Source organism: Aeromonas sp. QDB31 (assembly GCF_027707605.1).
GTDB lineage: Bacteria > Pseudomonadota > Gammaproteobacteria > Enterobacterales > Aeromonadaceae > Aeromonas > Aeromonas media.
In genome coordinates, this window is the sequence record NZ_JAPCIX010000001.1 from 18,918 (window position 1) to 42,010 (window position 23,093).

The 23,093-nt window shown below is 60.0% G+C and carries 21 protein-coding genes; 14 read left to right on the top strand and 7 right to left on the bottom strand.

The window, feature by feature from the left end:
* Positions 1–162: 162 nt before the first annotated feature.
* The gene (locus PG898_RS00095) at positions 163–1,881 is read left to right on the top strand and encodes an acetolactate synthase 3 large subunit (RefSeq protein ID WP_182786314.1); all 1,719 of its coding nucleotides are present in this window, start codon (positions 163–165) and stop codon (positions 1,879–1,881) included.
* The gene (gene ilvN / locus PG898_RS00100) at positions 1,881–2,375 is read left to right on the top strand and encodes an acetolactate synthase small subunit (protein ID WP_025328160.1); all 495 of its coding nucleotides are present in this window, start codon (positions 1,881–1,883) and stop codon (positions 2,373–2,375) included. Before PG898_RS00095 ends, ilvN begins: the two co-directional genes overlap by 1 nt.
* A gap of 398 nt (positions 2,376–2,773) precedes the next feature.
* On the opposite strand, the gene pta is transcribed toward ilvN, so the two are convergent.
* The gene (gene pta / locus PG898_RS00105; protein ID WP_025328159.1) at positions 2,774–4,927 is read right to left on the bottom strand and encodes a phosphate acetyltransferase; all 2,154 of its coding nucleotides are present in this window, start codon (positions 4,925–4,927) and stop codon (positions 2,774–2,776) included.
* 69 nt (positions 4,928–4,996) lie between these two features.
* On the bottom strand, positions 4,997–6,199 hold the full coding sequence (locus PG898_RS00110; protein WP_005323830.1) for an acetate kinase: 1,203 nt from the start codon (positions 6,197–6,199) through the stop codon (positions 4,997–4,999).
* Positions 6,200–6,501: 302 nt separating this feature from the next.
* Between PG898_RS00110 and yfbV the strand changes: the two genes are divergently transcribed.
* Positions 6,502–6,942, top strand: a complete 441-nt coding sequence (yfbV, locus tag PG898_RS00115; protein WP_025328157.1) for a terminus macrodomain insulation protein YfbV — start codon at positions 6,502–6,504, stop codon at positions 6,940–6,942.
* 45 nt (positions 6,943–6,987) lie between these two features.
* On the opposite strand, the gene PG898_RS00120 is transcribed toward yfbV, so the two are convergent.
* The 3 genes from PG898_RS00120 to PG898_RS00130 form a co-directional block, all read right to left on the bottom strand.
* Positions 6,988–7,488 (bottom strand): YfbU family protein, encoded by a 501-nt coding sequence (locus PG898_RS00120; protein ID WP_005323826.1) that lies wholly within the window; start codon positions 7,486–7,488, stop codon positions 6,988–6,990.
* Positions 7,489–7,707: 219 nt separating this feature from the next.
* Positions 7,708–8,172, bottom strand: a complete 465-nt coding sequence (gene bcp, locus PG898_RS00125) for a thioredoxin-dependent thiol peroxidase (RefSeq protein ID WP_270823225.1) — start codon at positions 8,170–8,172, stop codon at positions 7,708–7,710.
* Positions 8,173–8,195: 23 nt separating this feature from the next.
* Positions 8,196–8,729 carry a glycine cleavage system protein R gene (locus PG898_RS00130; protein ID WP_025328154.1) on the bottom strand — a complete coding sequence of 178 codons (534 nt, stop codon included), beginning with the start codon at positions 8,727–8,729 and terminating at the stop codon, positions 8,196–8,198.
* A gap of 199 nt (positions 8,730–8,928) precedes the next feature.
* On the opposite strand from PG898_RS00130, the gene dapA reads away from it, so the two are divergent.
* The 3 genes from dapA (at position 8,929) to PG898_RS00145 (ending at position 12,206) form a co-directional block, all read left to right on the top strand.
* Complete coding sequence (gene dapA / locus PG898_RS00135; protein WP_268435919.1) at positions 8,929–9,816, top strand: 4-hydroxy-tetrahydrodipicolinate synthase; 888 nt, start codon at positions 8,929–8,931, stop codon at positions 9,814–9,816.
* Positions 9,809–10,933, top strand: coding sequence for an outer membrane protein assembly factor BamC (gene bamC, locus PG898_RS00140; RefSeq protein WP_270823226.1), 1,125 nt, complete (start codon positions 9,809–9,811; stop codon positions 10,931–10,933). The genes dapA and bamC overlap by 8 nt, the downstream gene beginning before the upstream one ends.
* 169 nt (positions 10,934–11,102) lie before the next feature.
* Complete coding sequence (locus PG898_RS00145; protein WP_041206365.1) at positions 11,103–12,206, top strand: phosphoribosylaminoimidazolesuccinocarboxamide synthase; 1,104 nt, start codon at positions 11,103–11,105, stop codon at positions 12,204–12,206.
* A gap of 127 nt (positions 12,207–12,333) precedes the next feature.
* Here the strand turns inward: PG898_RS00145 and PG898_RS00150 are convergent, their stop codons facing one another.
* Positions 12,334–12,936: a short chain dehydrogenase gene (locus PG898_RS00150; protein WP_182786308.1), complete on the bottom strand. Its 603-nt coding sequence runs from the start codon at positions 12,934–12,936 to the stop codon at positions 12,334–12,336.
* Positions 12,937–13,034: 98 nt separating this feature from the next.
* Between PG898_RS00150 and PG898_RS00155 the strand changes: the two genes are divergently transcribed.
* The 4 genes from PG898_RS00155 (at position 13,035) to PG898_RS00170 (ending at position 15,951) form a co-directional block, all read left to right on the top strand.
* Complete coding sequence (locus PG898_RS00155) at positions 13,035–13,934, top strand: LysR family transcriptional regulator (protein ID WP_171272544.1); 900 nt, start codon at positions 13,035–13,037, stop codon at positions 13,932–13,934.
* A gap of 77 nt (positions 13,935–14,011) precedes the next feature.
* Entirely contained in the window at positions 14,012–14,620 is a 609-nt protein-coding gene (locus PG898_RS00160) for a DUF2057 domain-containing protein (protein ID WP_270823227.1), read from the top strand.
* A gap of 70 nt (positions 14,621–14,690) precedes the next feature.
* Positions 14,691–15,137, top strand: a complete 447-nt coding sequence (locus tag PG898_RS00165) for an HIT domain-containing protein (RefSeq protein WP_270823228.1) — start codon at positions 14,691–14,693, stop codon at positions 15,135–15,137.
* Between the two features lie 118 nt (positions 15,138–15,255).
* Positions 15,256–15,951 (top strand): DUF3334 family protein, encoded by a 696-nt coding sequence (locus PG898_RS00170; RefSeq protein WP_005323808.1) that lies wholly within the window; start codon positions 15,256–15,258, stop codon positions 15,949–15,951.
* Between the two features lie 68 nt (positions 15,952–16,019).
* Here the strand turns inward: PG898_RS00170 and PG898_RS00175 are convergent, their stop codons facing one another.
* Positions 16,020–17,018 (bottom strand): DUF2860 family protein, encoded by a 999-nt coding sequence (locus PG898_RS00175; protein ID WP_171272541.1) that lies wholly within the window; start codon positions 17,016–17,018, stop codon positions 16,020–16,022.
* Positions 17,019–17,219: 201 nt separating this feature from the next.
* Here PG898_RS00175 and arcB point away from each other — a divergent pair, with 201 nt between their 5' ends.
* The 4 genes from arcB (at position 17,220) to PG898_RS00195 (ending at position 23,010) form a co-directional block, all read left to right on the top strand.
* Positions 17,220–19,532 (top strand): aerobic respiration two-component sensor histidine kinase ArcB, encoded by a 2,313-nt coding sequence (gene arcB / locus PG898_RS00180; protein ID WP_182786296.1) that lies wholly within the window; start codon positions 17,220–17,222, stop codon positions 19,530–19,532.
* 33 nt (positions 19,533–19,565) lie between these two features.
* Positions 19,566–20,936 carry a dGTPase gene (gene dgt, locus PG898_RS00185; protein WP_182786294.1) on the top strand — a complete coding sequence of 457 codons (1,371 nt, stop codon included), beginning with the start codon at positions 19,566–19,568 and terminating at the stop codon, positions 20,934–20,936.
* 292 nt (positions 20,937–21,228) lie between these two features.
* Positions 21,229–21,432, top strand: coding sequence for a hypothetical protein (locus PG898_RS00190; RefSeq protein WP_182786292.1), 204 nt, complete (start codon positions 21,229–21,231; stop codon positions 21,430–21,432).
* A 912-nt stretch (positions 21,433–22,344) separates the two neighbouring features.
* Positions 22,345–23,010, top strand: coding sequence for a hypothetical protein (locus PG898_RS00195; RefSeq protein ID WP_270823229.1), 666 nt, complete (start codon positions 22,345–22,347; stop codon positions 23,008–23,010).
* The last annotated feature ends 83 nt before the right edge of the window (positions 23,011–23,093 follow it).

Below are 23,093 nucleotides of genomic sequence, written 5' to 3' on the forward strand. Positions count from 1 at the left end.
TTTTCGGGTGAATGATGGAAAAAACCTATTTTTCTACTATCGACGGCTCCGAACTCGCCTGGTCTGGATGCAGACAACAACAAGAGACGGATCGGCGCTGCCGGGAAGCAGCGGACTGTCGGTAGCTTTCGCTTAACGGAGCAAAGCCTGGAGGGCTTTATCATGGAGATGTTATCAGGCGCCCAGATGGTGGTTAGAGCGCTGGAAGATCAGGGAGTGGAACACGTTTTCGGCTACCCTGGTGGCTCAGTGCTCGACATCTATGACGCTCTCTTCGAAAACGGCAAGATGGAGCATGTCCTGGTGCGGCACGAGCAGGCCGCGGTGCACATGGCGGACGGTTACGCCCGCTCCACCGGCAAGGTGGGCACTGTGCTGGTGACCTCGGGTCCCGGCGCCACCAACTGCATCACCGGCATCGCCACCGCCTACATGGACTCGATCCCCCTGGTGATCCTGTCCGGTCAGGTGCCGACCAGCATGATAGGGGAGGACGCGTTCCAGGAGACCGACATGATCGGCATCTCCCGCCCTGTGGTGAAGCACAGCTTCTTGTGCAAGAAGGCCAGCGAGATTCCAGAGGCCATCAAGAAGGCCTACTACATTGCCGCCAGTGGCCGCCCGGGGCCCGTGGTGGTGGACTTGCCCAAGGACGTGCAGAACCCGAAAGAGAAATTCCCCTACCAGTATCCCGAGTCCGTTTCCCTGCGCTCCTACAATCCGACCAAGGCCGGACACAAGGGGCAAATCAAGCGGGCTGCCAAGCTGCTGACCGAGGCGAGCCGCCCTGTCATGTACGTGGGCGGTGGCGCCATCAACGCCAATGCGGATCATCTGGTGACCAAGCTGGCGGAGCTGCTGAACCTGCCGGTGACCACCACCCTCATGGGGCTGGGGGCCTTCAGCGGCACCCATCCGCAATTCATCGGCATGCTGGGGATGCACGGCACCTTCGAAGCGAACAAAACCATGCACAACGCGGATCTCATCTTCGCCGTGGGTGCCCGCTTCGATGACCGCGTCACCAACAACGTGAGCAAGTTCTGCCCCAACGCCACCATAGTCCACATCGACATAGACCCCACCTCCATCTCCAAGACGGTGCAGGCCCATGTGCCCATCGTCGGCTCGGTGGAAACCGTGCTGGAGCAGATGCTGGAAGTGATCCGCGAGTGCGGCTTCGACAACGACAAGCAGGCGCTGGCGGACTGGTGGAGCCAGATCGATCAGTGGCGCTCCCGCAACTGCCTGGCCTACGAGACCCACCCCACCCTGATCAAGCCGCAGCAGGTCATAGAGGCGCTCTACAAGGTGACCAAGGGGGAGGCCTTCGTCGCCTCCGACGTGGGCCAGCACCAGATGTTTGCCGCCCTCTACTACCCGTTCGCCAAGCCGCGCCAGTGGATCAACTCCGGTGGCCTCGGCACCATGGGCTTCGGCATTCCCGCCGCCATGGGGGCTCAGTTTGCCAACCCGGATGCCGTGGTCTGCTGCGTCACCGGCGACGGCTCTGTGCAGATGAACATCCAGGAGCTCTCCACCTGCATGCAGTACGGGGTGCCCATCAAGATCATCTCCATCAACAACCGCGCCCTCGGCATGGTCAAGCAGTGGCAGAAGATGTTCTACGGCGGCCGTCACAGCCACTCCTACATGGAATCCCTGCCGGACTTCGTCAAGCTGGCGGAAGCCTATGGCCACGTCGGCATCGCGGTGAGCGATCCGGCCGAGCTGGAGAGTGCCATGGAGAAGGCGTTTGCCATGAAGGATCGGCTGGTGTTCATGGACATCTCGGTCGACCCGGATGAACACGTCTATCCGATGCAGATAAAGTTCGGTGCCATGGACGAGATGTGGCTGAGCAAGACGGAGAGGACCTGATGAGACATATAATTTCCGTTCTGCTGGAGAACGAATCCGGCGCCCTGAGCCGTGTGGTGGGCCTCTTCTCCCAGCGCGGCTATAACATCGAGACCCTGACGGTGGCCCCCACCGAGGATCCCACCCTGTCGCGCATGACCATCGTCACCATGGGTGACGAGCGGGTGCTGGAGCAGATCCAGAAGCAGTTGCACAAGCTGGTGGACGTGCTCAAGGTGTGCGATTTGAGCGAAGGGGAGCACATCGAGCGGGAGATCGCCCTGGTCAAGGCACGTGCCGCCGGTGGTGCCCGCGACGAGCTGAAACGGCTGGCGGACATCTTCCGTGGCCAGATCGTCGACGTCACCCCCGAGCAGTACACTGTGCAGCTGGTGGGCACCAGCGAGAAGCTGGACGCCTTCATCAAGACTGCCGCCCAAACCAACGAGATCATCGAAGTGGTGCGCTCTGGTGTCTGCGGCATCTCCCGTGCGGACAAGTCCCTGCGTCCCTGATATCAGGGGCTGGTAATCTATCCAACAGGGGCTCTTCGGAGCCCCTTTCTCATGGTCGCTCTAGGGGGGGAAGTGCTGACCGGAACTGTCATTTTCTTTCAAATGATCGGTAAACTATCCACAAAAGCTGTGGAAAACTCTGTAGATTAGCGGTGTGTCTGGCGTTAGTTTGCTGATCTTAAAGGGATATTCTGATTTGATCCTGGCTGGATCGCAATTGTGCAATCCCCCTGCGCGGGTGTGAGTGTTTGCTTATCGCCAGCGCCTTGCCAGATGAGCCCCAGCGTCAGATCGGGGGATCTGCCCAGGATCCTGATTTGATCTTGTGGATCAACATCTCGCCGCCATAAAAAAACCCGCCGGAAGGCGGGTTTTTCACAGGGTCAGCGAGGGCGATATTACTCGGCCTGGGCTGCCTGGATTCCGGTCAGGGCGATGGTGTAGACGATGTCGTCTACCAAGGCGCCACGGGACAGGTCGTTGACCGGCTTGCGCATGCCTTGCAGCATGGGGCCGATGGAGACCAGCTCGGCGGAGCGCTGTACCGCCTTGTAGGTGGTGTTGCCGGTGTTCAGATCCGGGAACACGAACACGGTGGCTTTACCCGCGACCGGTGAGTTCGGTGCCTTGGACTTGGCCACGTTCTCCATGATGGCCGCGTCGTACTGCAGCGGGCCGTCGATGATGAGGTCGGGGCGCTTGGCCTTGGCCAGTTCGGTCGCTTCACGCACCTTCTCCACATCCGCACCGGCGCCAGAGGTACCGGTGGAGTAGGAGATCATGGCGACGCGCGGCTCGATACCGAAGGCGGCAGCGGAGTCGGCGGACTGGATGGCGATCTCGGCCAGCTGTTCGGCGCTCGGATCCGGGTTGATGGCGCAGTCACCGTACACCAGCACCTGATCAGGCAGCAGCATGAAGAATATGGAGGAGATGAGGGACGAACCCGGGGCAGTCTTGATGATCTGCATCGGCGGACGAATGGTGTTGGCGGTGGTGTGCACGGCGCCGGAAACCAGACCGTCCACTTCGCCACGCTCCAGCATCATGGTGCCCAGCACCACGTTGTCTTCCAGCTGTTCGCGGGCGACCACTTCGGTCATGCCCTTGTTCTTGCGCAGCTCGACCAGACGCGGCACATAGCGCTCGCGTACTTCCAGCGGGTCGATGATCTCGACGCGATCGGTCAGTACCACACCCTGCTGTTCGGCGACGCGACGGATCTCTTCCGGGTTGCCAAGCAGCACCGGACGGGCGATGCCACGTTCGGCACAGATGGCGGCAGCCTTGATGGTCCGCGGCTCTTCCCCTTCCGGCAGCACGACGCGCTTGTTGGCCTGACGGGCCAGCTCGGTCAGCTGATAGCGGAACGCCGGCGGGCTCAGGCGACGGGAGCGGGTGGACTTGGCAGAGAGAGACTCGATCCAGTGCTTGTCGATGTGGCCAGCCACATAGTCCTGCACCAGCTCGATACGCTCGCGGTCATCTTCCGGGATGTCGACGTTGAAGTTCTGCAGGCTGACGGCGGTCTGCCAGGTGTTGGTGCCGGTGATCATGATCGGCAGGCCGGTAGCCATGGCCTGTTGGCACAGGGCGATGACTTGCGGCTCAGGGTGGTAGTTGCCGGTCAGCAGCAGGGCACCCAGCTTGACGCCGTTCATGGCGGACAGGCAGGCGGAGACGATGACGTCGGAGCGATCGCCTGAGGTCACCAGCAGGCTACCCGGACGGAAGTGCTCGATCATGTTGTGGATGGAGCGGGCACAGAAGGTCACGGTCTGCAGGCGACGGCTGTCCAGCTCACCCTTGTGCAGGATCTTGGCGGCCAGATGCTTGGCAAGATCCTTGGCGCGCGGGGCGATCAGCTGGGTGTTCCAGGGGATGCAGCCGAGGATGCGCAGCGGGCTCTTGCCGAACACCTGCAGCACTTCCAGGTTGTGGGCGGTGTCGGAGGTGTGGTGATGGGCCTCGAACATCTCGGTCAGATCGGGGCGGGTCACGCCGTGCTCGTCAACCGGTGCACCCACCTTGTTGATGACGCAGCCCACGATGCGCGGGTTGCTGACGCCACCGAAGTTGGAGCAGGCCAGTTCGATGCGCTCTTTGAGCTTCTGGCTGGAGTCGTTGCCCGGATGGGTCACGAACACCATGTCGGCATCCAGCGCCTTGGCGACGTCGTAGTTCAGCTTGTTGGCAAAGGGTTGCTTGTCGGTCGGCACCAGGCCTTCGATCACCACCACTTCGGCGCCGCTGGTCTTCACGTGCTCTTCGAAGCGAGCCACTATCTCTTCCAGCAGGATGTCGGTGTTGCTGGAGGTGATCATGTTCTCGGCGTAGGAGAGGGCGAACGGCTCGGGCGGGTTGATGTTGGCGGCGGCGCGGATCACGGCGGTGGAGCGCTCGGTACCGGTTTCACCCGGGCGCGGCTGGGCGACCGGTTTGAAGAAGCTGACATTGACACCGTGACGTTCCATGGCGCGAACGACGCCAAGACTCACGGAAGTTACGCCGACACCAGTGCCGACCGGGATGAGCATAATAGTGCGTGCCACTTATTACCCCTTGTTCATTTTTGGGATCAGGAAAAGGCCGCCCTGGGGCGGCCTTGCTCTACAGCTAATTTATGCGCCGACCAGTTCCAGCGCGTCGTGGGCGATGACCCACTCTTCGTTGGTCGGGATAACCAGGGCCTTGGTGGAGCCAGCCTTGGTGATCTCGCCACCCTTGCCGAAGCGTGCCTTCAGGTTGGCGTCGTGGTCGACGTCGAAGCCCAGCAGGCCCAGCTTGCCCAGGGTGATCTCGCGGATCGGGGCGGAGTTCTCGCCGATGCCGCCGGTGAAGACCACGGCGTCCAGACGACCGTCCATGGCGGCGGCGTAGGCACCGATGTACTTGGCCAGACGGTAGCAGTACACGTCCATGGCGCGCTTGGCTTCTTCCTTGCTGTCGTAGTTGTCTTCAACGAAACGGCAGTCGGAGGTGACTTCGGTCAGACCCAGCAGGCCGGATTCCTTGGTCAGCATGGTGTTGATCTCGGCGACGCTCATGCCCAGCTTGTCGTGCAGGAAGAAGATGATGGCCGGATCCAGATCACCGGAACGGGTACCCATCACCAGGCCTTCCAGTGGGGTCAGGCCCATGGAGGTATCGACGGATTTGCCGTTCTTGATGGCGCAGACGGAGCCGCCGTTGCCCAGGTGGCAGTTGATGATGTTGAGCTCTTCCACCGGCTTGTTCAGCTGCTTGGCGGCTTCCAGGCTGATGTAGTAGTGGCTGGTGCCGTGGGCGCCGTAGCGACGGATGCCGTTCTCTTTGTAGAGTTTGTACGGCAGGGCGTACAGGAATGCTTCTTCCGGCATGGTCTGGTGGAAGGCGGTGTCGAACACGGCGACGTTCTTCTCGGCCAGCTCAGGGAAGACCTTCAGCGCGGCACGGATACCGATCAGGTGAGCGGGGTTGTGCAGCGGAGCATAAGGAATGGCGGCTTCGATACCGGCGATCACGTCATTGCAGATCCGCACGGAAGAAGTGAATTGCTCGCCGCCGTGTACCACGCGGTGGCCGATGGCGATCAGGTTCTTGGACAGTTCCGGGTTGAGCGGCAGGATCTTGTGGACGATGAAGTCCAGCGCTTCCTGGTGAGCGGCACCGGCACCCAGATCGGCGCTACCCTTTTCGCCGTTGAGCTTCCACTTGATGCGTGCGTCGTCGAGGTTGAAGCACTCGGCCAGGCCGGACAGCAGATCATCACCGGTGGTTGCGTCAATGACAGCAAACTTCAGGGACGAGCTGCCACAGTTAAGAACAAGAACCAGCTTACTCATGAATAAATCCTATCGCAGATTGGGTTGGGTTGGAGGATGCGCCGGACGCGGTGCGTCCAAAAACTATCAACTTATCCTTATGAGGGTTGGCAATCTGTTGCTTGCCCCTTGTATAGTGATACAAGACCCGGAATTCTGACGTCCCTGACAGGCCAGCAGCAAACCACTGGCGTAAAAATTGGGCGTACAAAGGATAACCTGATTGTTGAAAAATAACAAAGTCATCCTCAACCTTTGTTATTACCTCTCAAATATTGTCGAGGTTTTGCCGTTAATACGTTCAAAAAGAGCTCGGAGGTAGTATGAGCATGAACATTTTTGGAACTAAATTACAGCAAGGCCGTCATTATATGACTCTTTGGCCGCGCCGTCCCGAGCTTAATTCCATGTTCCCGGAGAATCGGGTGATCAAGGCCACCGAGTTCGCCCTCAGGGTCATCCCGGCACTCGCCGTGCTCAGCGTCATGCTGCAGTTCCAGTTCGGCGAGCTGCACTACTGGCCCTCCGTCATGGCCTCCGTGCTCTTCCTGCTCAGCCTGCCGCTGCAAGGCTATTACTGGCTCGGCCAGCGCGCCGATACCCGCCTTCCCCCCTCCCTCGCCAACTGGTACAGGGAGATCAACGGCAAGATGAACGAGCAGGGCGGTCATCGTCAGTTGGTGGCTCGCCCCCGTTACGAGGAGCTGGCCGATACCCTCAACGCCGCCTTCAAGCAGTTGGACAAATCCTTCCTCTACGAATAACCCCGGCAGGGGAGCAAAAGGCGCCGTCAGGCGCCTTTTTCACATTCAGGCGGCCAGCACCTTGCTGATCTCCTGAATGGAGAGCTTGTACTGACGGGGGCACTGACGCCAGGCCGCCAGCATGCGCTGGTACTTGTCGCGCATGGCGATGTCGCTGGAGAGCTCGTCGCAGGGGCAGGGCAGTTCGGGGAAGCGCTTGTCCACTTCCAGCAGGAAGCAGACATAATCCGCCAGTTCCCGCTCCTGGCTGCGGCTGTAGCCGTTGAAAGCCAGGCGACTCTCGTTCACCTCGGCCCGGGTACCGGCGTCGAGGTTGCCCCAGGAGATGGCCAGCGCATGATGCAGTTCCAGGGTGTCCAGCACCTCCTGGCAGGTGGCGAGATCCAGGTGGCCGAAGCTCTTCTCCAGCTCGAGGATCTGCAGGCAGTAGCCACGCTCGACTATGGTGCTGGCCCGCTGGTAAAACGCCGCCTTCTCCGGATTGAGTTTGGCCAGGATCTCGTACTGATTGCTCAGGATCAGGCGTTCGGTATGGCTCATGTTCATGGGCTGTCTCGCTGGAAAATGAATCTGGGGTCACGTTAACCCATATCCAGGATGAATTTTTTGATCTGATAGGGGAGGTTGGCGAGAAAAACGGGAAGGAGGGTCTAATAGGGGAGCTGCATTTGGCAGGACATCCCCGGCTCTTGCATGGCAGAGTTGGGTGCAAACGACCAGGGCCTGCATCTGCAGGCCCTGTTGTCGTGTCTGAACTGGCGGGGCTCAGCCCTTGACGAGGTCGAGCACTACCTGATGGTGATCGCTGGTCTTGAACTTGTCGAAGCGATGGGCCACCTTGCCCTCCTCATCGATGAGGAAGCTCAGCCGATGGATGCCGTCATACTCCTTGCCCATGAACTTCTTCGGGCCCCAGACGCCAAAGGCATCGGCCACGGCGTGATCCTCATCGGCCAGCAGCCGGAAGTTCAGACTGTCGCGTTCCTCGAATTTTTTCAGGCGCTTGGCCGGATCCGGGCTGATACCGAGCACTACCACATTGAGGGCGGCCAGCTCTGTATTGACGTCGCGCAGGCCGCAGGCCTGGGTGGTGCAGCCCGGGGTCATCGCCTTGGGATAGAAATAGATGAGCACCTTCTTGCCCCGCAGGGAGGACAGACTGACCTGCTGACCATCCTGATCGGGGAGGGAAAAATCGGGGGCCTGAGTACCAACTTGTAGTGGTTGCATGGGGTCTCCTCGGATAAACGCCGTCAGGCGTATTTGTGATTGACGATGAACTCGAATGACTCGGCACCCAGTTCACGACAGAAATCGGCGAAGGCCGTCTTCGAGTCGGCCGCCTCGCCCTGCTTGGCCTGATTGAGCTGGAAATTGGCCTTGAGCAGGTTGAAGGGTTGCTGCTCGAGCGTGACAGTCTGCATGGCCTGGATATCCCAGCCGTGATCGCTGAAGAACTGGGTGCACTGGCTTACGATGCCCGGCTGATCCCGGATCAGCACCTCGGCGCTGGCGCTGATGTCATATTGCAGGGAGTGGTGGCGCTCGGTGCGCTTCATCATGGTGATGAGATCCCACTCCTGGCTGCGCAGGGGGAGGCTTATCTCAAGCTGCATCAAGCTGTTCCAGTCACCGGACAACAGCATGATGAAAGTGAATTCGTTACCGAAGATGCCAAGACGGCTGTCGACAATGTTGCAACCGCAGCCACTGACGTGACGGGTAACCTCATTGACGATGCCAGGCCTGTCCGTGCCGATGGCCGTTACGACCAGGTAGTGAGTCATAAATCGTCTCTCGTCCATTTATTGCGAATGCGGTGAAAGCGAGCGCTTGGCGGGCATGACGCCCTGCTCCGGGCTCTCTCCTGCCCTCGTGCATCCATACGTTTTGTGGCGGATGGTAACACGGCTTGTCCCTTGCCTCCCTTGTTTTTCAAAAGGGGCAGCTTTACCATTACGCCCCTGAAAATCGGGAGAAATATCCATGTTACGCGGTAGTATTGTTGCGCTCGTTACCCCCATGCTGGCCTCGGGTGACATCGATTGGACCAGTCTGGCGGCCCTGGTGGAGTATCATGTCGGCGCCGGTACCAGTGCCATAGTTGCGGTGGGCACCACGGGAGAGTCGGTCACCCTGAGCGAGCAGGAACATATCGCCGTCGTGGAAAAAACCGTCGAATTCGCCGCTGGCCGTGTTCCGGTCATCGCGGGCTGCGGCTCCAACAACACCGCCCATGCCATCGCCCTCTCCAGGCGTTTCGCCCAGACCGGCGTGGTGGCGGGTCTCTCGGTGACCCCTTATTACAACAAACCCACCCAGGAAGGTCTCTATCGTCACTATTGTGCGATCGCCGAGGCTAGTGGTCTGCCTCAAATTCTCTATAATGTGCCCGGTCGCACCTGCTGCGATCTCAAACCGGAGACCGTGGCTCGTCTGGCCAAGGTTCCCGGCATCATCGGTTTGAAGGAGGCGACGGGGGATTTGAGCCGCACCCCGCTGCTGCGCGAGTTGTGCGGGCCGGATTTCGCGCTTTATAGTGGCGATGATGCCAGCGGATGTGATTTTATGCTGCAAGGGGGCGATGGCGTCATTTCGGTCACCACCAATATTGCGGCGCCCCAGATGGCCGACATGTGTCGTGCTGCACTGGCCGGTGATGCCGGGCAGGCTCATGACATCAACAATCGATTGATGCCGTTGCATCAGACTCTGTTCTGCGAACCGAGTCCCATCCCGGTGAAGTGGGCCTGTGCCCGACTGGGATTGATGGCGACGGCGACCTTGCGCCTGCCGCTGACCGACCTCACCCCCGAGGGGGAACAGGCGATGGCGCGAGCACTGACGACTGCGGAGTTGATGGCGAGTGTTTAAAGCAAATGGAAAGGGAAATGCAGTGCGCCTGGTGCTGAGTGTCGCGACTGTTGCCGTGTTGGCAGCCTGTAGCTCACCCCAGGATCGCAAGATGGCCAACCGTGGCTTCGAGTATGAAGAGAGCCGCCTCGAAGGTCGCGCCTTCCTCGTGCCCGCCGGGTTGAGTACCCCCGCCTTTAACAGTAATTTCGACATCCCGGCCCTGCCGGAGAGCAGCCGCGAAGGTGCCATCGGTGCCAAGGTGGACGTGCGTCCGCCAGCCCAACTGCTGACGGTGATCCCTGGCAGTCAGGTGGTGGCCAAGGCTAGCGAACCGACCCTGGCCTTCTATGCCCTGAGCACCAGCCAGAGCGTGGAGCGCGATACCTGGGCCTTCCTGATGAACTTCCTGGCCCTGCACAAGGTCACCACAGAGAAGCTGGATCAGCAGGCCGGCGTGTTGCAGACCGGCTGGTTTGACAACTCCGCCGCCCTCGATGGCTGGGCAGAGGAGGACGACGACTTCCGTATCCGCCAACGCTACCAGTTCACCCTGCACAACGATGTGCAGCGTCACGCTGTCAACATGTCGGTACGGGTGCTGGATCATGAAGAGACCATAGACGGCGAGACCAGCACAGTGCTGACCCCGGCGGATGCCCAGCGCTATGCGACCCGGGCACTGAACCAGTTCTCCCTCTACTACGACAAGCAGCTCAAGGCCCGCGAACAACACAAGTCCAACGATGGCATGGGTCTGGAGCTGGGTCTGGACAACAACGAGCTGAGTGCCTGGATTGCCGATGGTTCCTTCGAGCAGGTCTGGCGCCGCCTCAACCAGGTGCTGCCGGCCTATGGTTTCACCATCAAGGATACCCAGCAGTCCCTGGGCTGGATCGACGTCGAGTATGACGAGCCCGATGCGGAGTTCTGGCAGGCCAAGGGTGCCGAGCCGTTCAAGCTGGAGGAAGACAAGTACCGCTTCCAGCTGGGCGAGATGGCCGGAGGCAAGACCTCCATCACCCTGTTCGACAAGGACAAGAAGCCGGTCGCATCCGGCGTCATCTCCCAGATGTATATCAGCCTGTCCGAGGCGTTTGCCAAAGGCGTGGCCGATCAGGCTGCGAAAGCAGAATAGAAACAGGGGCCTGGTGCCCCTGTTTTGTTATGCGGAGTTCGCGCAGAGGCCCTCTTGGGAGCCTGCCCCGGCAGAGAGGCCTGGCGCTGCTTCGCTTGAATGAATCCCTCGTAGACAGGAGCCTGATGCGCCTGTCTTGTCAGTCCCACAACAGGAAGTGTTATTAGCCATGAGTCTTGCAGATCAAGTATTGGCGGTGAATGACGATTTGCCGATCCGTACCGATAAACCTGTCCATTCCGGCAAAGTGCGCAGCGTCTACTGGTTGACCCCCGCAGACAGTGCCCGGCTCATAAGAGAGAAAGGCTATGATGTGCCGGCCGATACGCCCCTCGCCCTCATGGTGATCAGCGACCGCATCTCGGCCTTCGACTGCATCTGGCAGGGTGTGGATGGCTTGAACGGCGTGCCGGGCAAGGGCGCGGCACTCAATGCCATCTCCAGCCACTGGTTCAAGCTGTTCAAGGAGAAGGGGTTGGCGGACAGTCACATCCTGGACATACCGCACCCCTTCGTCTGGATAGTGCAAAAGGCCCGCCCGGTGATGATCGAAGCCATCGCCCGCCAGTACATCACCGGCTCCATGTGGCGTGCCTACAAGGACGGCGAGCGGGAGTTCTGCGGCATCACGTTGCCGGAAGGGCTGAAGAAGGATCAGAAGCTGCCCGAGATCCTCATCACCCCGTCTACCAAGGGGATCCTCAAGGGGCTGGATGGCGTGCCGGAAGCGGACGACGTCAACGTCTCCCGTGCCGACATAGCGCGCCACCATCAGGCCTTCGGTTTCCGCTCCCCGGCGGACATCGACCGCTACGAGACGCTGCTCAAGGATGGTTTCAACGTCATCAGCGAGGCCCTGGCCGCGCTCGATCAGATCTTCGTCGACACCAAGTTCGAGTTTGGCTATGTCCAGGATGCCGCCGGCAACGAAAAGCTCATCTACATGGATGAAGTGGGTACCCCCGACAGTTCCCGTATCTGGGACGGCGCCGCCCTGCGCCAGGGCGAGATCGTCGAGAAGTCCAAAGAGGGCTTCCGCCAGTGGCTGCTGAATCACTTCCCGGATCCGGACATCCTGCTCAACAAGAATCGTATGCCGGAACGCTTCGCCCTGGCCCGGGACAACAAGCTGCCCACCGAGGTGATGATGGACATCTCCCACACCTATGTCGGGATCGCCGAGAAGGTCATTGGTCACAAGCTGGTGCGCAGTGCCAATCCCAAGCAGGAGATCATCGAGGTACTGCGCGAGCAGTACGGTCTGATCGACTGAGGCTGACCGCCTTTTTTTGCCACCGGCGCACAAACGTTTGCTGGCGGTGAAGGCAGCAAGCCGGCAAACAGACGGGCCCCATGACGGGGCCCGTTTTTATTGGCATCTGGAGTGAGAGAGAGCGGCCTCAGCCATTGACCCGGAAGATCTGGCCGGTCTGCACTCCCAGCACCGACTTCCTGTAGGCCTGCGCCACCCGGGCGGCAGGCACCGGCACGAAGCCCGGGAAGAAGTCGGCGTACTTGCTCATGGACTCCTCCAGTACGGTCGGGCTCACCACGTTGATGCGCAGACCCCTCGGCAGTTCGCAGGCGGCCCCCTTCACGAAGTGCTCTATGGCACCGTTGATGGTGGTTGCACTGACCCCCCAGTTGATGGGCTCCTCGCTCAGTATGCCGCTGATGAGGGTGATGGAGCCGTTGTCATTCAGATAGGGAATGGCGGCCCGGGTCAGGTTGATCTGGCCCATCAGTTTGCTCTGGAGCCCTAGTTGCCACTGCTCGTCCGTCATCTCGGTCAGGGCGTTGAAGGCCACGCTGCCGCTGGCGACCACCAGAGCATCGAACCGGCCGATGCCCGCAAACAGAGCGGCGATGGAGGCGCCATCCGTCATATCGACAGTGGCATCCCCCCGGCTGTGGCCGACCCGGATCACCTGGTGGTCTCTGGCAAGCAACTCGCTGACGGCGGAACCTATGGTGCCGGAGGCACCCACAATCACAATCTTCATATCTATCGCTCCTGGTTGAGATGAGTTGATGATAGCTGGATGAAAAGGGAGAAAAAGCGCTTATGATGAATCCATTGTTTCCATATTGGAGTTAATGGATGGAGATCGCCCATCTGAGCAGTTTCTATGAAGTGGTGCAGCGGGGCAGTTTCTCCGCCGCTGCCGATGCATTGGGGGTGAGCAAGGGGATGCTGAGCCGCCACGTCAGCGCTCTGGAGTCCGCCCTCAATGCGCAACTGTTGCAGCGCACGACCCGCAGACTCAGCCTGACCGAGGCGGGCAGAACCCTCCATGTGCAAGCGGGGCAGATCTTTGCCCTTGCCCGTCAGGCGGAGCAGGACATCCAGGCCTTGACCGAGGAGGACAGTGGTCGCCTGCGCTTCACCTGCCCGGTCAGCACGGGGGATGCCATGGTGAGCGAGCTGCTGGCGCGCTTCGCCGTGCTCTGCCCCGGGGTCGAGGTGGAGCTCAACTTCACCAACGCCATGATCGACATGAGTCAGGGGGAGAATGACATCGCCCTGCGCGCCATGGATCAGGTGCCGGACAATCTGGTGGCGCTGCCCCTTGGGCAGTTGAAAGACGTAGTGGTGGCGAGTCCAACCCTGCTGGCCCGGGAGGGGCTCCCCGCCACTCCCTATGAACTGGGAGGGCGCTCCTGCCTGCGCCAGGGGCACAACCCGGCCTGGGAGCAGTGGCATTTTCGCAAGGCAGGGGAGGAGGCCCACATCCTGGTGCAGGGCAAGGTGCGGGCCAACCACTACAGCACAGTGCTGCAGCTGGCACGGGCGGGCATGGGGTTTGCCAAGTGCCCACTGATGCTGGTGGAGACGAGCCTGGCCAGGGGCGAGCTGGTGGCCGTGCTGACGGACTGGCAGACCGGCCTGCACCCGCTGCATGTGCTCCATGCCCAGCAGCGCCGGGTACCGCGCAAGATCCGGCTGTTCAAGCAGGTGCTGGCCCAGTGGTTTGCCGAGCGGCCCCACTACCTGCTCTGAGAGGTAGGCTCGCGTTATTTTTCTGTCATCTTCGGCTGCTAGCCTGCGCCCATCATAGCGAGCAGAGAGAGACGGGAATGAAGGGTCATCAGGGTTGGGTTGGGGTCATGTTGTTGTGTGCTGGCGCCGTGCAGGCCGAGGTCAGGGTCGAGGTCCCCGGGGATTTCCAGATCCTGGCGGTGAGCGACGGCAAGGTGCAGGACGAGCGGCATGGGGTGTTGGCCGACGGGGTGCAGCAGTTGCTGGTGCGCTATGAGGGGGTGATCCCGAGTCGCAACAGCAGCGACAACGATCGCCAGATCCGCTCCGAGCCCCAGGTGATCCGCTATGAGGCCAGCGGCCAGTCGGTGCGCCTGCAGGCCGCAGTGCCCACCGACGAGAAAGGCATGGAGCGCTACGCCAAGGCGCCGGCCGTGAGCCTGCTGGCGGGGGACAAGCCCCTGAAGGTGCAGCAGGAGGCCCTGGTGGTCAACGGCATGCAGATCGGCATGGACTGGCACGCCAGGCTGATGGAGTACAACCGCGGCACGGGCAAGGCGGTGCTGGCGACCGGCGCCGTGGCGACGGCGGCCCAGGCCCCTTCAGTACCTGCCAGCGAGCTGGAGGGGCAGTTGCAGCAACTCTTCCTGCGGGCGGATCCCGAACTTCGCAAGCGCTTCATCGGTTGGGCCGTGCCCCGGCTTTAAGTTTGCCCCTGGTTGCAGTAACGTGGGCACACTCATCTCCTGACGTGCCCATGTTGACCAGCGAGGCCCCATGTTTGCATTGCACCCCCGCCTGCAGGCGGATACCCAGATACTCGGGGATCTCCCCCTTTGCCGCGTGCTGCTGGCCAAAGACAGCCAGTATCCCTGGCTCATCCTGGTGCCCAGGGTCGCCGACCTGCGGGAAATCCACCACCTGGCCCCCGCGCAGCAGCAACAGCTGATGCAGGAGTCCTGCGCCGTCGCCACCCTGATGGAAGAGGCGCTCAATCCGGACAAGATCAACGTGGCGGCGCTCGGCAACCTGGTGCCCCAGTTGCACCTGCATCATGTCGCCCGCTTCAGCTCGGATGCCGCCTGGCCCGGTCCCATCTGGGGAGCACATCCCACCATCCCCTATCAGACACAAGATTTGCGACAGCAGGCCGATAACTGGCGAGCCCGGTTGGTCACCCTGGGTGGATTCCAGCCGTTTCTGACTGACAATACGGTCAAGTGAGAGGCGGCTCGCGGTTTCAACACCGGGATCACGCAATCTGTTAGCGTATCGGACGCGCGCGTGATGACATGGGTGACGAGACAGACAAGCCTATTTTTTCGATCAGCAGGAAGGTTCCATGATAGTGACAAGATCCGAGGATGATGCCGTATTGACCACAGAGGACGTGCTGCTGAGCCTGTGCAATTCGGTGACGAGCGTATTGAGTGCGGCGACCCAGACCCAGGTGCGCTTCTCCGGCATGGTGCAACGGATCAGCAAGACCTGCCTCAAGCCGGACATCGGCTGCTTCGTGCTGTTTGACGGGGGCTTCTCCGGGCTGGTGGTGATCAACTTCTCCGCCGCCGCCGCCATGGAGCTCTACGAGCGTTACATGCTCAGCATGGGGCTCTCCAAGGAGGATCTCGCCATCTCCCATACCTCGGATGAGGTGAGCAACGTCATGGGCGAGCTGATGAACCAGATCGTCGGCAGCTTCACCACCAAGGTGGGACGCGAGTTGCAGACCCACATCACCCAGAACCAGCCCAAGATGCTGGCCCTCAACAAGCAGGTGATGCTGAGCGTCGACACCAACCTCGACAACCCCGAGACCCGCAGGGTTACCTTCTTCACCGCCAGCAACAACATCTTTTATCTGGAGCTGGCCATGGACAGGACCGAGTTTATCCGGATCCACGATGGTGGGGTGCAGGAGGAGGTCGATCCGGACGAGCTGATCGCCCAGGCCAAGCTGGCGGCGACCAAGCCGGCCCAGGCGGTCGCCCCGGCGAGCAACGAGCACGACGATCTGCTGGACTCCCTCGGCATCTAAGGCAGTCAGGAAGCGAAAAAAACGAGGCCACCCCTGGGGTGGCCTCGCTGTTTTCGACAGGGCTCGGCTTAGAAGTTGTAGAGCAGGCCTGTGCTGAAGCGGGTGGCCTGGGTATCGTAGAAGTCGATGTCGGAGTCGGCGCCTGAGTAAGCGGCGGTGAAGGTCGCGGCCAGGGCCTTGACCCCGAACAGGTTGTGCCAGAAGAAGGTGCCGTTGATGGCGAACTCGTCTGCATCGGCACGCTGGCCGAACAGGGGATTCGCCTCGTCATACTTGCGCTTGCCGGCATAGAGGTTGCTGACGATGGACCATTGCGGGCCCCGCTTGGCGTAAGTCAGCTGCAACCCTGTGTTGTCGAAGCTCTCGGCACTGCCGTCGAGCCTGGCCTGCTTGTAGAGGATCGCCGGCTCCAGCAACTGGTTGCCGCCGAAGTGGAACTGGTAGGAGAGCGCCATGTCGTGCACCTTGCCGTTGCGATTCAGCATGGCGGCATACTGGGTGCCGTGGGTCTGGTCATACTGCTGACCGCTGCGCTCCTCGTCCAGATCCACTTCCCGGGTGGTGAGGGTGCCGTAGAAGTGGCTGCCCCAGATCTTGTCCCAGGCAAAGCGCACGCCCTTCGACTTCACGTCGGTCGAGCTGCGATCTACCTTGGTGGCGAAGGGATCGCTCCACAGCTCCACCGGCATGGCGTTGAACACCAGGGAGGTGGCCACTATGCCCTTGTCGCCCATCTCCTGGCGCAGGCCCAGCTGCTGGGTGAAGTCGAAGCGCACCGCATCCTGGATCAGGTTGCCGAGGAACACCTGGGTGCGGGTGTCGGCGAAGGTGTAGCGGATGTCGGCGTTGATGAGCGGTGTCAGGCCGCTCTCGCTGTCGGGAGAGCCGAGGTCATTGATACGACTGTGGTTGTCATCGCCGGCGTAGAAGTTGGACTCGTAGCTGACCACGTTGACCCCGCCGAGCAGGAAACCGGACCAGCCGGACTCTCTGGGGATCTCGCCAAGATCGGCGTGGGCGGCATTGGCGGCTAGCAGACCAAGACTCAACAGGACATGATTGCGCATGGGGTGTGCTCCTGACACAAGGGATGACAAGGGTGGCAGTGCGGCTCGGGATCCTTTGCTGAACCGGAGCTGACTGACTCAGGCGTGAATGCTACCCCAGTCGGAGTGTGACGTTAATCAATAATTTAAGGTGCAACGGGCAAGAGTTCAGGGCGCCGTACTGGTATTCTGTTTGCGCAATAACGGGGAGAAAACAACGAGATGAAGCAAATCAAATCCTGGGCGCAATACTATGTCGACCTGATGACCAAGCTGGGACTGGTGCGCTTCAGCATGTTCCTGGCGACCGCCATCATAGTGCTGGCGGTCTCCATCCAGATGGGGGTGACCCTGTTTCTGCGCGGTACCGTGGACATCGTCGACCTGGTGCGCTCTGTCTTCTTCGGCCTGCTGGTGACCCCCTGGGCCGTCTATTTCCTCTCCATCGTGGTGGATCAGCTGGAGGACTCCCGCCAGCGGCTGACCCGCATGGTGCGCAAGCTGCAGGACATGCGCGAGCGCGATCTCGAGCTCAACAGCCAGCTGCAGGAGAACATCAGCCGCCTCAATGCCCAGATAGCCGAGACCAACCGGGCCGAGACCCTGCGCCAGCAAGCCATCGAGGATCTGGAGAACGAGGTGTTCCAGCGGGAGAAGGCCCAGTTGCACCTGGGGGAGCGTACCGCCCTGTTGCGCTCCTTCATCGACTGCTCTCCGGACCTGGTCTACTACCGCAACGAGGACGAGCAGTTCTCCGGCTGCAACCGCGCCATGGAGGAGCTGACCGGCAAGGTGGAGGCCGAGCTCATCGGGCTGACGCCGTTCGACGTCTACAAGCACGACATCGCCAGCAAGGTGGTGGAGACCGACAAGCAGGTCTTCGCCAGCAACGAGCCGCTCACTTACGAGCAGTGGCTGGAGTACCCCGATGGCCGCAAGGCCTACTTCGAGCTGCGCAAGGTGCCCTTCTTCGACCGCTTCGGCAAGCGGCTCGGTCTGCTCGGCTTTGGCCGCGACATCACAGAGCGCAAGCAGTATCAGGACAAACTGGAGAAGGCGAGCCGGGACAAGACCACCTTCATCTCCACCATCAGCCATGAGCTGCGCACCCCCCTCAACGGCATAGTGGGACTGAGCCGCATGCTGATGGACACGCCGCTGGATGCCAAGCGGCAGCAGCAGCTCAAGACCATCCACCTGAGCGCGGTGACGCTCGGCAACATCTTCAATGACATCATCGATCTCGACAAACTGGATCGCCGCCGCCTCGAGATAGCACCTGCCCCCATGGACCTGCCCGCCTTCCTCGACGAGCTGGAGATGCTGTCGCGCATCCAGGCGGAGCAGAAGGGGCTCTACCTGCACTTCGATCGGGATGGCGACATGCCGCAGTTCGTGATGGCGGACGGCACCCGGCTGCGCCAGGTGTTGTGGAACCTGGTGGGCAATGCGGTCAAATTCACCGACGAGGGTGGCGTGACGGTGCGTTGCCTCGCCCACGCCGCCGATGAACCGGGCAAGCTGGCGCTGCACTTCGAGGTGGAAGACACCGGGGTCGGCATCCCGCGCGCCCAGCAGGAGAAGATCTTCGCCATGTACTATCAGGTGCAGGGCAAGAAGCACGCTACCGGCACCGGCATTGGGTTGGCGGTCTCCCGTCAGTTGGTGCAGGCGATGGGTGGCCAGCTCTACGTGGACAGTGACCCGGGTGAGGGTTCCTGCTTCACCGCCGAGCTGGAGGTGGATTGTGTGGCACCTCAGGTCGCGGAAGTCGAGCCCGAGATGCCCTCCCTGGATATCCTGCTGGTGGAGGATGTGGAGCTGAACGTCACCGTCGCCTGCGCCCTGCTCAACAAGCTGGGTCATCAGGTGCAGGTGGCGCGGGACGGTACTCAGGCGCTGGCCATGGCCAACCCGGATGACTTCGACCTCATCCTGCTGGACATCCAGCTGCCGGACATGACTGGCTTCGACGTGGCGGCCCAGTTGCTGGCGCGTTATGGCGACAGCCTGCCCCCCATGGTGGCGCTCACCGCCAACGCCACCGGCGATCGCCAGTACTACCGGGATCACGGCATGCAGGATGTGATCAACAAGCCGCTCGGCTCCAAGGCCGTGCGGGAGGTGATAGGTCATCTGTTTGCGGATCTCGCCGACGACGAGGCCTTTGATCAGGCGGACGCGGGCAATCAGGATGCGCTGCTGGATCTGCCCTTCCTCACCGATTACGCCAGTACGGTCGGCAAGCCGGTGCTGCTCTCCAGCGTGGATCTGTTCGAGAAGATGATGCCGGACTACATGGCGGTGCTCGATTCCAACATGATTGCCAGGGATCAGGCCGGCGTGGTGGAGGAGGCGCACAAGATAAAAGGGGCTGCGGGCTCCATCGGCTTGCGCCGCCTGCAGCAGACAGCCCAGCTTATCCAGAGCCCGGATCACCCCGCCTGGTGGGAAAACGTGGAGGACTGGATTGAGACGCTGCGCCGTGAATACCCCGGCGATATCGCCCGCTTGCGGCGCTGGTTGTTGTCGTGAACCTGACGGACGTCGCTGGCAAGGAGCCGCACCATGTATAGCCGTTTGATTACCCCGGCGCGCATTCACCCCTGGGGCAGCGAAGAGCTGCTGGAGGCGACCGAGCAGGATCGCGCTCGCATCGTGCAGGCCGCGCCGGTGCGCCGCCTGCAGCAGAAGACTCAGGTCTTTCCGCTCGATGTGAAGGCCTCGGTGCGCAGCCGTCTCACCCACTCCCTGGAGGTGCAGGAGACGGGTCGCCAGATCAGCAGGCGCATCCTGGCGGCCCTGCCGGCGGGCACCGTCTGCGAAGGGGCCTTTATCAACCTGGTGGAGATGGCCTGCCTGCTGCACGACGTCGGCAACCCGCCGTTCGGCCACTTCGGCGAGCAGGTGATGAGCCAGTGGCTGGCACAGTCGCTGGATGAGCTGTTTGCCAGCGCCCATGATCAGCTGCCGAGCCCGCAGTGGGCCGAGCTTCGCCAGGACCTGCTGGTGTTTGACGGCAATGCCCAGAGCCTGCGACTGGTGCACAGTCTGCACGAGATGAACCTGACCCTGGGCCAGTTGGCGGCCCTGTGCAAATACCCGCAGCAGCCCCTGTTGCACAATCCCCAGGGCTATGGCCAGCACCATGGTTGGACCAGCAAGCGCGGCATCTTCTTCAGCGAGCAACCCCTCTATCGCGCCCTCGGCCAGAGTCTGGGGCTGGCGCCGGGATGCCGGCATCCGCTGGTCTACATCATGGAGGCGGCGGACGACATCTCCTACTGCATCGCCGATCTGGAGGATGCGGTCGACAGACGCATCCTCACCCAGGGCGAGCTGCTGGTGGCGCTGCGCGGTGCCGATGAGGGGGACTACATGGCCAGCCTGCTCGAGGAGGCGCTGGCCTCCGGCAGGGGCTTCTTCCCCCATTTCCGCCAGCATCTGACCCGGGATCTGGTGGCGCTCGCGGCCCACACCTATGTGAGCGACCACGAGGCTATCCTGAGCGGCGCCTACCCCAGGGCGCTCTTGCACGGTCAGGCACCGGCTGCCAGAGTGCTGGATACCCTCAAACGTGTGGCCCGCGAGCAGGTCTTCATGCGCCCCGAGGTGGAGGCGCTGGAGCTGGAAGGCCATGCCGCCCTGCGTGGGGTGCTTTCCACCTATTCCTGCCTGCTGGCACTGCCGGCCGCGCAGTTCGAGCGGTTGCTGGCCGGCAACGGCGGGAGTGAGCTGTTCTTTGCCCGGCGGCTATTCCACCGCTTGTCGGCCCGCCATCTCAAGGCATACCGGCTGGCGGTGGCCAGCCGGGATCCGCGCTTCGACAAGGGTAGCGAGCAGGAGTGGTACTACAGGGTGCGGCTCTTGCTCGACTACGTCAGCGGCATGACGGATACCTATGCGCTTGAGGAGTTCAGGCTGTTGTCCGGGATTTGACCGGGGCCGGCTGTGGCCGCATTCCACCCATATGGGTGGGGGTGATATTGCGTAAAATTCGGTGTTTTTTTAAACTGTGGCAACTTGTTCAACTTTCACACGGTAAGGAGACGATCATGCAACATTCCATGCTCAACGTTGCGTTCGCTCGCTGCAATGGCAGCGCGAAGACTCGTGCTCTTTATTTACCGCGTGGAGGGAACAGGTAACACCTGCCTTTTCATCACCCGCGGTTGTCCCGCAGGGTGATGTCCTCTCTCCGGGAGAACCGCTCGTTCAACTGGAGAATATTATGTCTATCGAACTCACCCTGCTGCGCCACGTCGAAACCCTGGTTCAAAAACGGATCACCCGGCTGGAACGTCGCGTCAGCTATCTGCATCTCTCTCCCGCCCTGCTCAAAGACATCGGGCTGGAAGGGCACAATGTGCAGGTCGCTCATGTCCGTGAGCGGGAGTTTCAAACCGGTTTCCGACTCGGGAATCGAATAACCTGAGGCGAGGGGCTTCGGCCCCCGACTTGTGGATGGCAGGCCCGGGCCTGCCATTTTTCTTTTCTGATAGAAGCCGTCATCATTCGCAGCACGGCCCACATCGGTATAAAGCAATCTCAGAGGAAGATAAATCTTTCGGTGAGATATACCTCGCTATGAAATTCATTCCGATCGCAGATGACGGTTTCCAGAATGACCTCTTCAAACCATGTGACGCCGACAAGCATCGAGTGCGCTCACTGTTGTATTTATGTTTCTTAATGCGGGTAACTCTTTAACAAAAGGTTTTTTATACTTTCAATACTTGGTTTTCAGATTATAAACCCGTCTCGTTCGGGGCTTTCTTCTGTTTGATTTTCCTTTATGTATTTGTTTTTCATCGATATTTAAATTTTTTGTTGTTTTGATTTATTTGTCATTTAAATTGGTGTGAATTATGTGGATCATAATGCATCTTTTCTATTCAGGGTCGCCATCTGGTCATTCGTTCAGTTTCCGTACAGTGGTTTGCTCGAATGATGAGCATCCCTTTGCATGGTTCGAGGGCACTCAAGGTCGGAGAAAAGCGTTGTACTTGAAGAATACAGAAAAACATTGTCATCGACTTGAGAAGTCACGTGATGTTATCCAGTGAATGTGCCGGCGGGTTGTACCACCGCATCATAAATATGGAAACAGAGAAATGAATTAGCTCATATCTTTGACAAGAAACCGTGGCTACCTGATTTTCAGAGACACATTGCCAATCCATCTCAGGCGTGAACTAACCGCATGTGAAGATACGGTGCAGGTGCCCCTTTCTGGGATCAGGAGCATAGTGATAAAAACGGACCTTGATTGCCGGCACATAGTTACCTTGGTCAAGTTGAGGCATGTTTTATCCACGTCTTGCAAGGTTTGAGATGGAGGAATTTGATGACTATGGCAATCAGCCAATGCCCTGGCTCTGTTAGGCATACATTAACACCGATAGTTAATTTCAATAGCGGCGATGTCTTTTCTTTTGAAATCAAGCAACGCATCCTAAAAAACAATGGGAGTGTGCTCAACAATCACAGCGATGAAAGAATGTCTTTTATGCGACAACTGGAGTTCTTTCAAAAATTGAATCGGCAGGATGCATTGTCCTATCGAGCGTTGTTTATTGATGCTGCAGCTAGTTTGCTGGATACCAGATCGGCATGGAAAGACTTTATTCCATTTGTTTTTCAATTCAGAGTCAATGTTGGCGTGAAGATGCAGACGATCATGAACGAGTCGTCCGGCATTGCGCTGGATAATATTATAAAACTCAAGTCATTAGGCGTGCGATTCTGGATGATTGCTGATGATGAATGGCCTTCATTGCAGATGTCAAAATCCTTTCACCCATATATTGATGGGGTAAAGATAGACAGCAATTTTTTTGAAGCTGCATTTAGCAGGGGGGATGCTACTGAGCTAAGACGCATACTCAATGCATGGGGCGGTGAGCAAACCATAGTGCATGGTCTTGAACATAAAGAGCATTTCGCCTTCGCTGTCAGCAATGGATTTATGTTGGGTCAGGGAACGTATTGCTGTGCCCATCCCTGTCACTGAATATGGCAATCTCCTGGATTTTTGATATCAAGAAACCACTCATGCGGTACTGCTGCCTGGTGGTATTGTAACAATGCTCAGGG

What these genes read in the sequence shown, in the direction of transcription:
- PG898_RS00095 (WP_182786314.1), top strand. Translation starts at nt 163, where the DNA reads ATGGAGATGTTATCAGGCGCCCAGATGGTGGTTAGAGCGCTGGAAGAT.
- ilvN (WP_025328160.1), top strand. Translation starts at nt 1,881, where the DNA reads ATGAGACATATAATTTCCGTTCTGCTGGAGAACGAATCCGGCGCCCTG.
- PG898_RS00110 (WP_005323830.1), bottom strand. Translation starts at nt 6,199, where the DNA reads ATGAGTAAGCTGGTTCTTGTTCTTAACTGTGGCAGCTCGTCCCTGAAG.
- yfbV (WP_025328157.1), top strand. Translation starts at nt 6,502, where the DNA reads ATGAGCATGAACATTTTTGGAACTAAATTACAGCAAGGCCGTCATTAT.
- PG898_RS00120 (WP_005323826.1), bottom strand. Translation starts at nt 7,488, where the DNA reads ATGAACATGAGCCATACCGAACGCCTGATCCTGAGCAATCAGTACGAG.
- bcp (WP_270823225.1), bottom strand. Translation starts at nt 8,172, where the DNA reads ATGCAACCACTACAAGTTGGTACTCAGGCCCCCGATTTTTCCCTCCCC.
- PG898_RS00130 (WP_025328154.1), bottom strand. Translation starts at nt 8,729, where the DNA reads ATGACTCACTACCTGGTCGTAACGGCCATCGGCACGGACAGGCCTGGC.
- dapA (WP_268435919.1), top strand. Translation starts at nt 8,929, where the DNA reads ATGTTACGCGGTAGTATTGTTGCGCTCGTTACCCCCATGCTGGCCTCG.
- PG898_RS00145 (WP_041206365.1), top strand. Translation starts at nt 11,103, where the DNA reads ATGAGTCTTGCAGATCAAGTATTGGCGGTGAATGACGATTTGCCGATC.
- PG898_RS00150 (WP_182786308.1), bottom strand. Translation starts at nt 12,936, where the DNA reads ATGAAGATTGTGATTGTGGGTGCCTCCGGCACCATAGGTTCCGCCGTC.
- PG898_RS00155 (WP_171272544.1), top strand. Translation starts at nt 13,035, where the DNA reads ATGGAGATCGCCCATCTGAGCAGTTTCTATGAAGTGGTGCAGCGGGGC.
- PG898_RS00160 (WP_270823227.1), top strand. Translation starts at nt 14,012, where the DNA reads ATGAAGGGTCATCAGGGTTGGGTTGGGGTCATGTTGTTGTGTGCTGGC.
- PG898_RS00165 (WP_270823228.1), top strand. Translation starts at nt 14,691, where the DNA reads ATGTTTGCATTGCACCCCCGCCTGCAGGCGGATACCCAGATACTCGGG.
- PG898_RS00170 (WP_005323808.1), top strand. Translation starts at nt 15,256, where the DNA reads ATGATAGTGACAAGATCCGAGGATGATGCCGTATTGACCACAGAGGAC.
- PG898_RS00175 (WP_171272541.1), bottom strand. Translation starts at nt 17,018, where the DNA reads ATGCGCAATCATGTCCTGTTGAGTCTTGGTCTGCTAGCCGCCAATGCC.
- arcB (WP_182786296.1), top strand. Translation starts at nt 17,220, where the DNA reads ATGAAGCAAATCAAATCCTGGGCGCAATACTATGTCGACCTGATGACC.
- dgt (WP_182786294.1), top strand. Translation starts at nt 19,566, where the DNA reads ATGTATAGCCGTTTGATTACCCCGGCGCGCATTCACCCCTGGGGCAGC.
- PG898_RS00190 (WP_182786292.1), top strand. Translation starts at nt 21,229, where the DNA reads ATGTCTATCGAACTCACCCTGCTGCGCCACGTCGAAACCCTGGTTCAA.
- PG898_RS00195 (WP_270823229.1), top strand. Translation starts at nt 22,345, where the DNA reads ATGACTATGGCAATCAGCCAATGCCCTGGCTCTGTTAGGCATACATTA.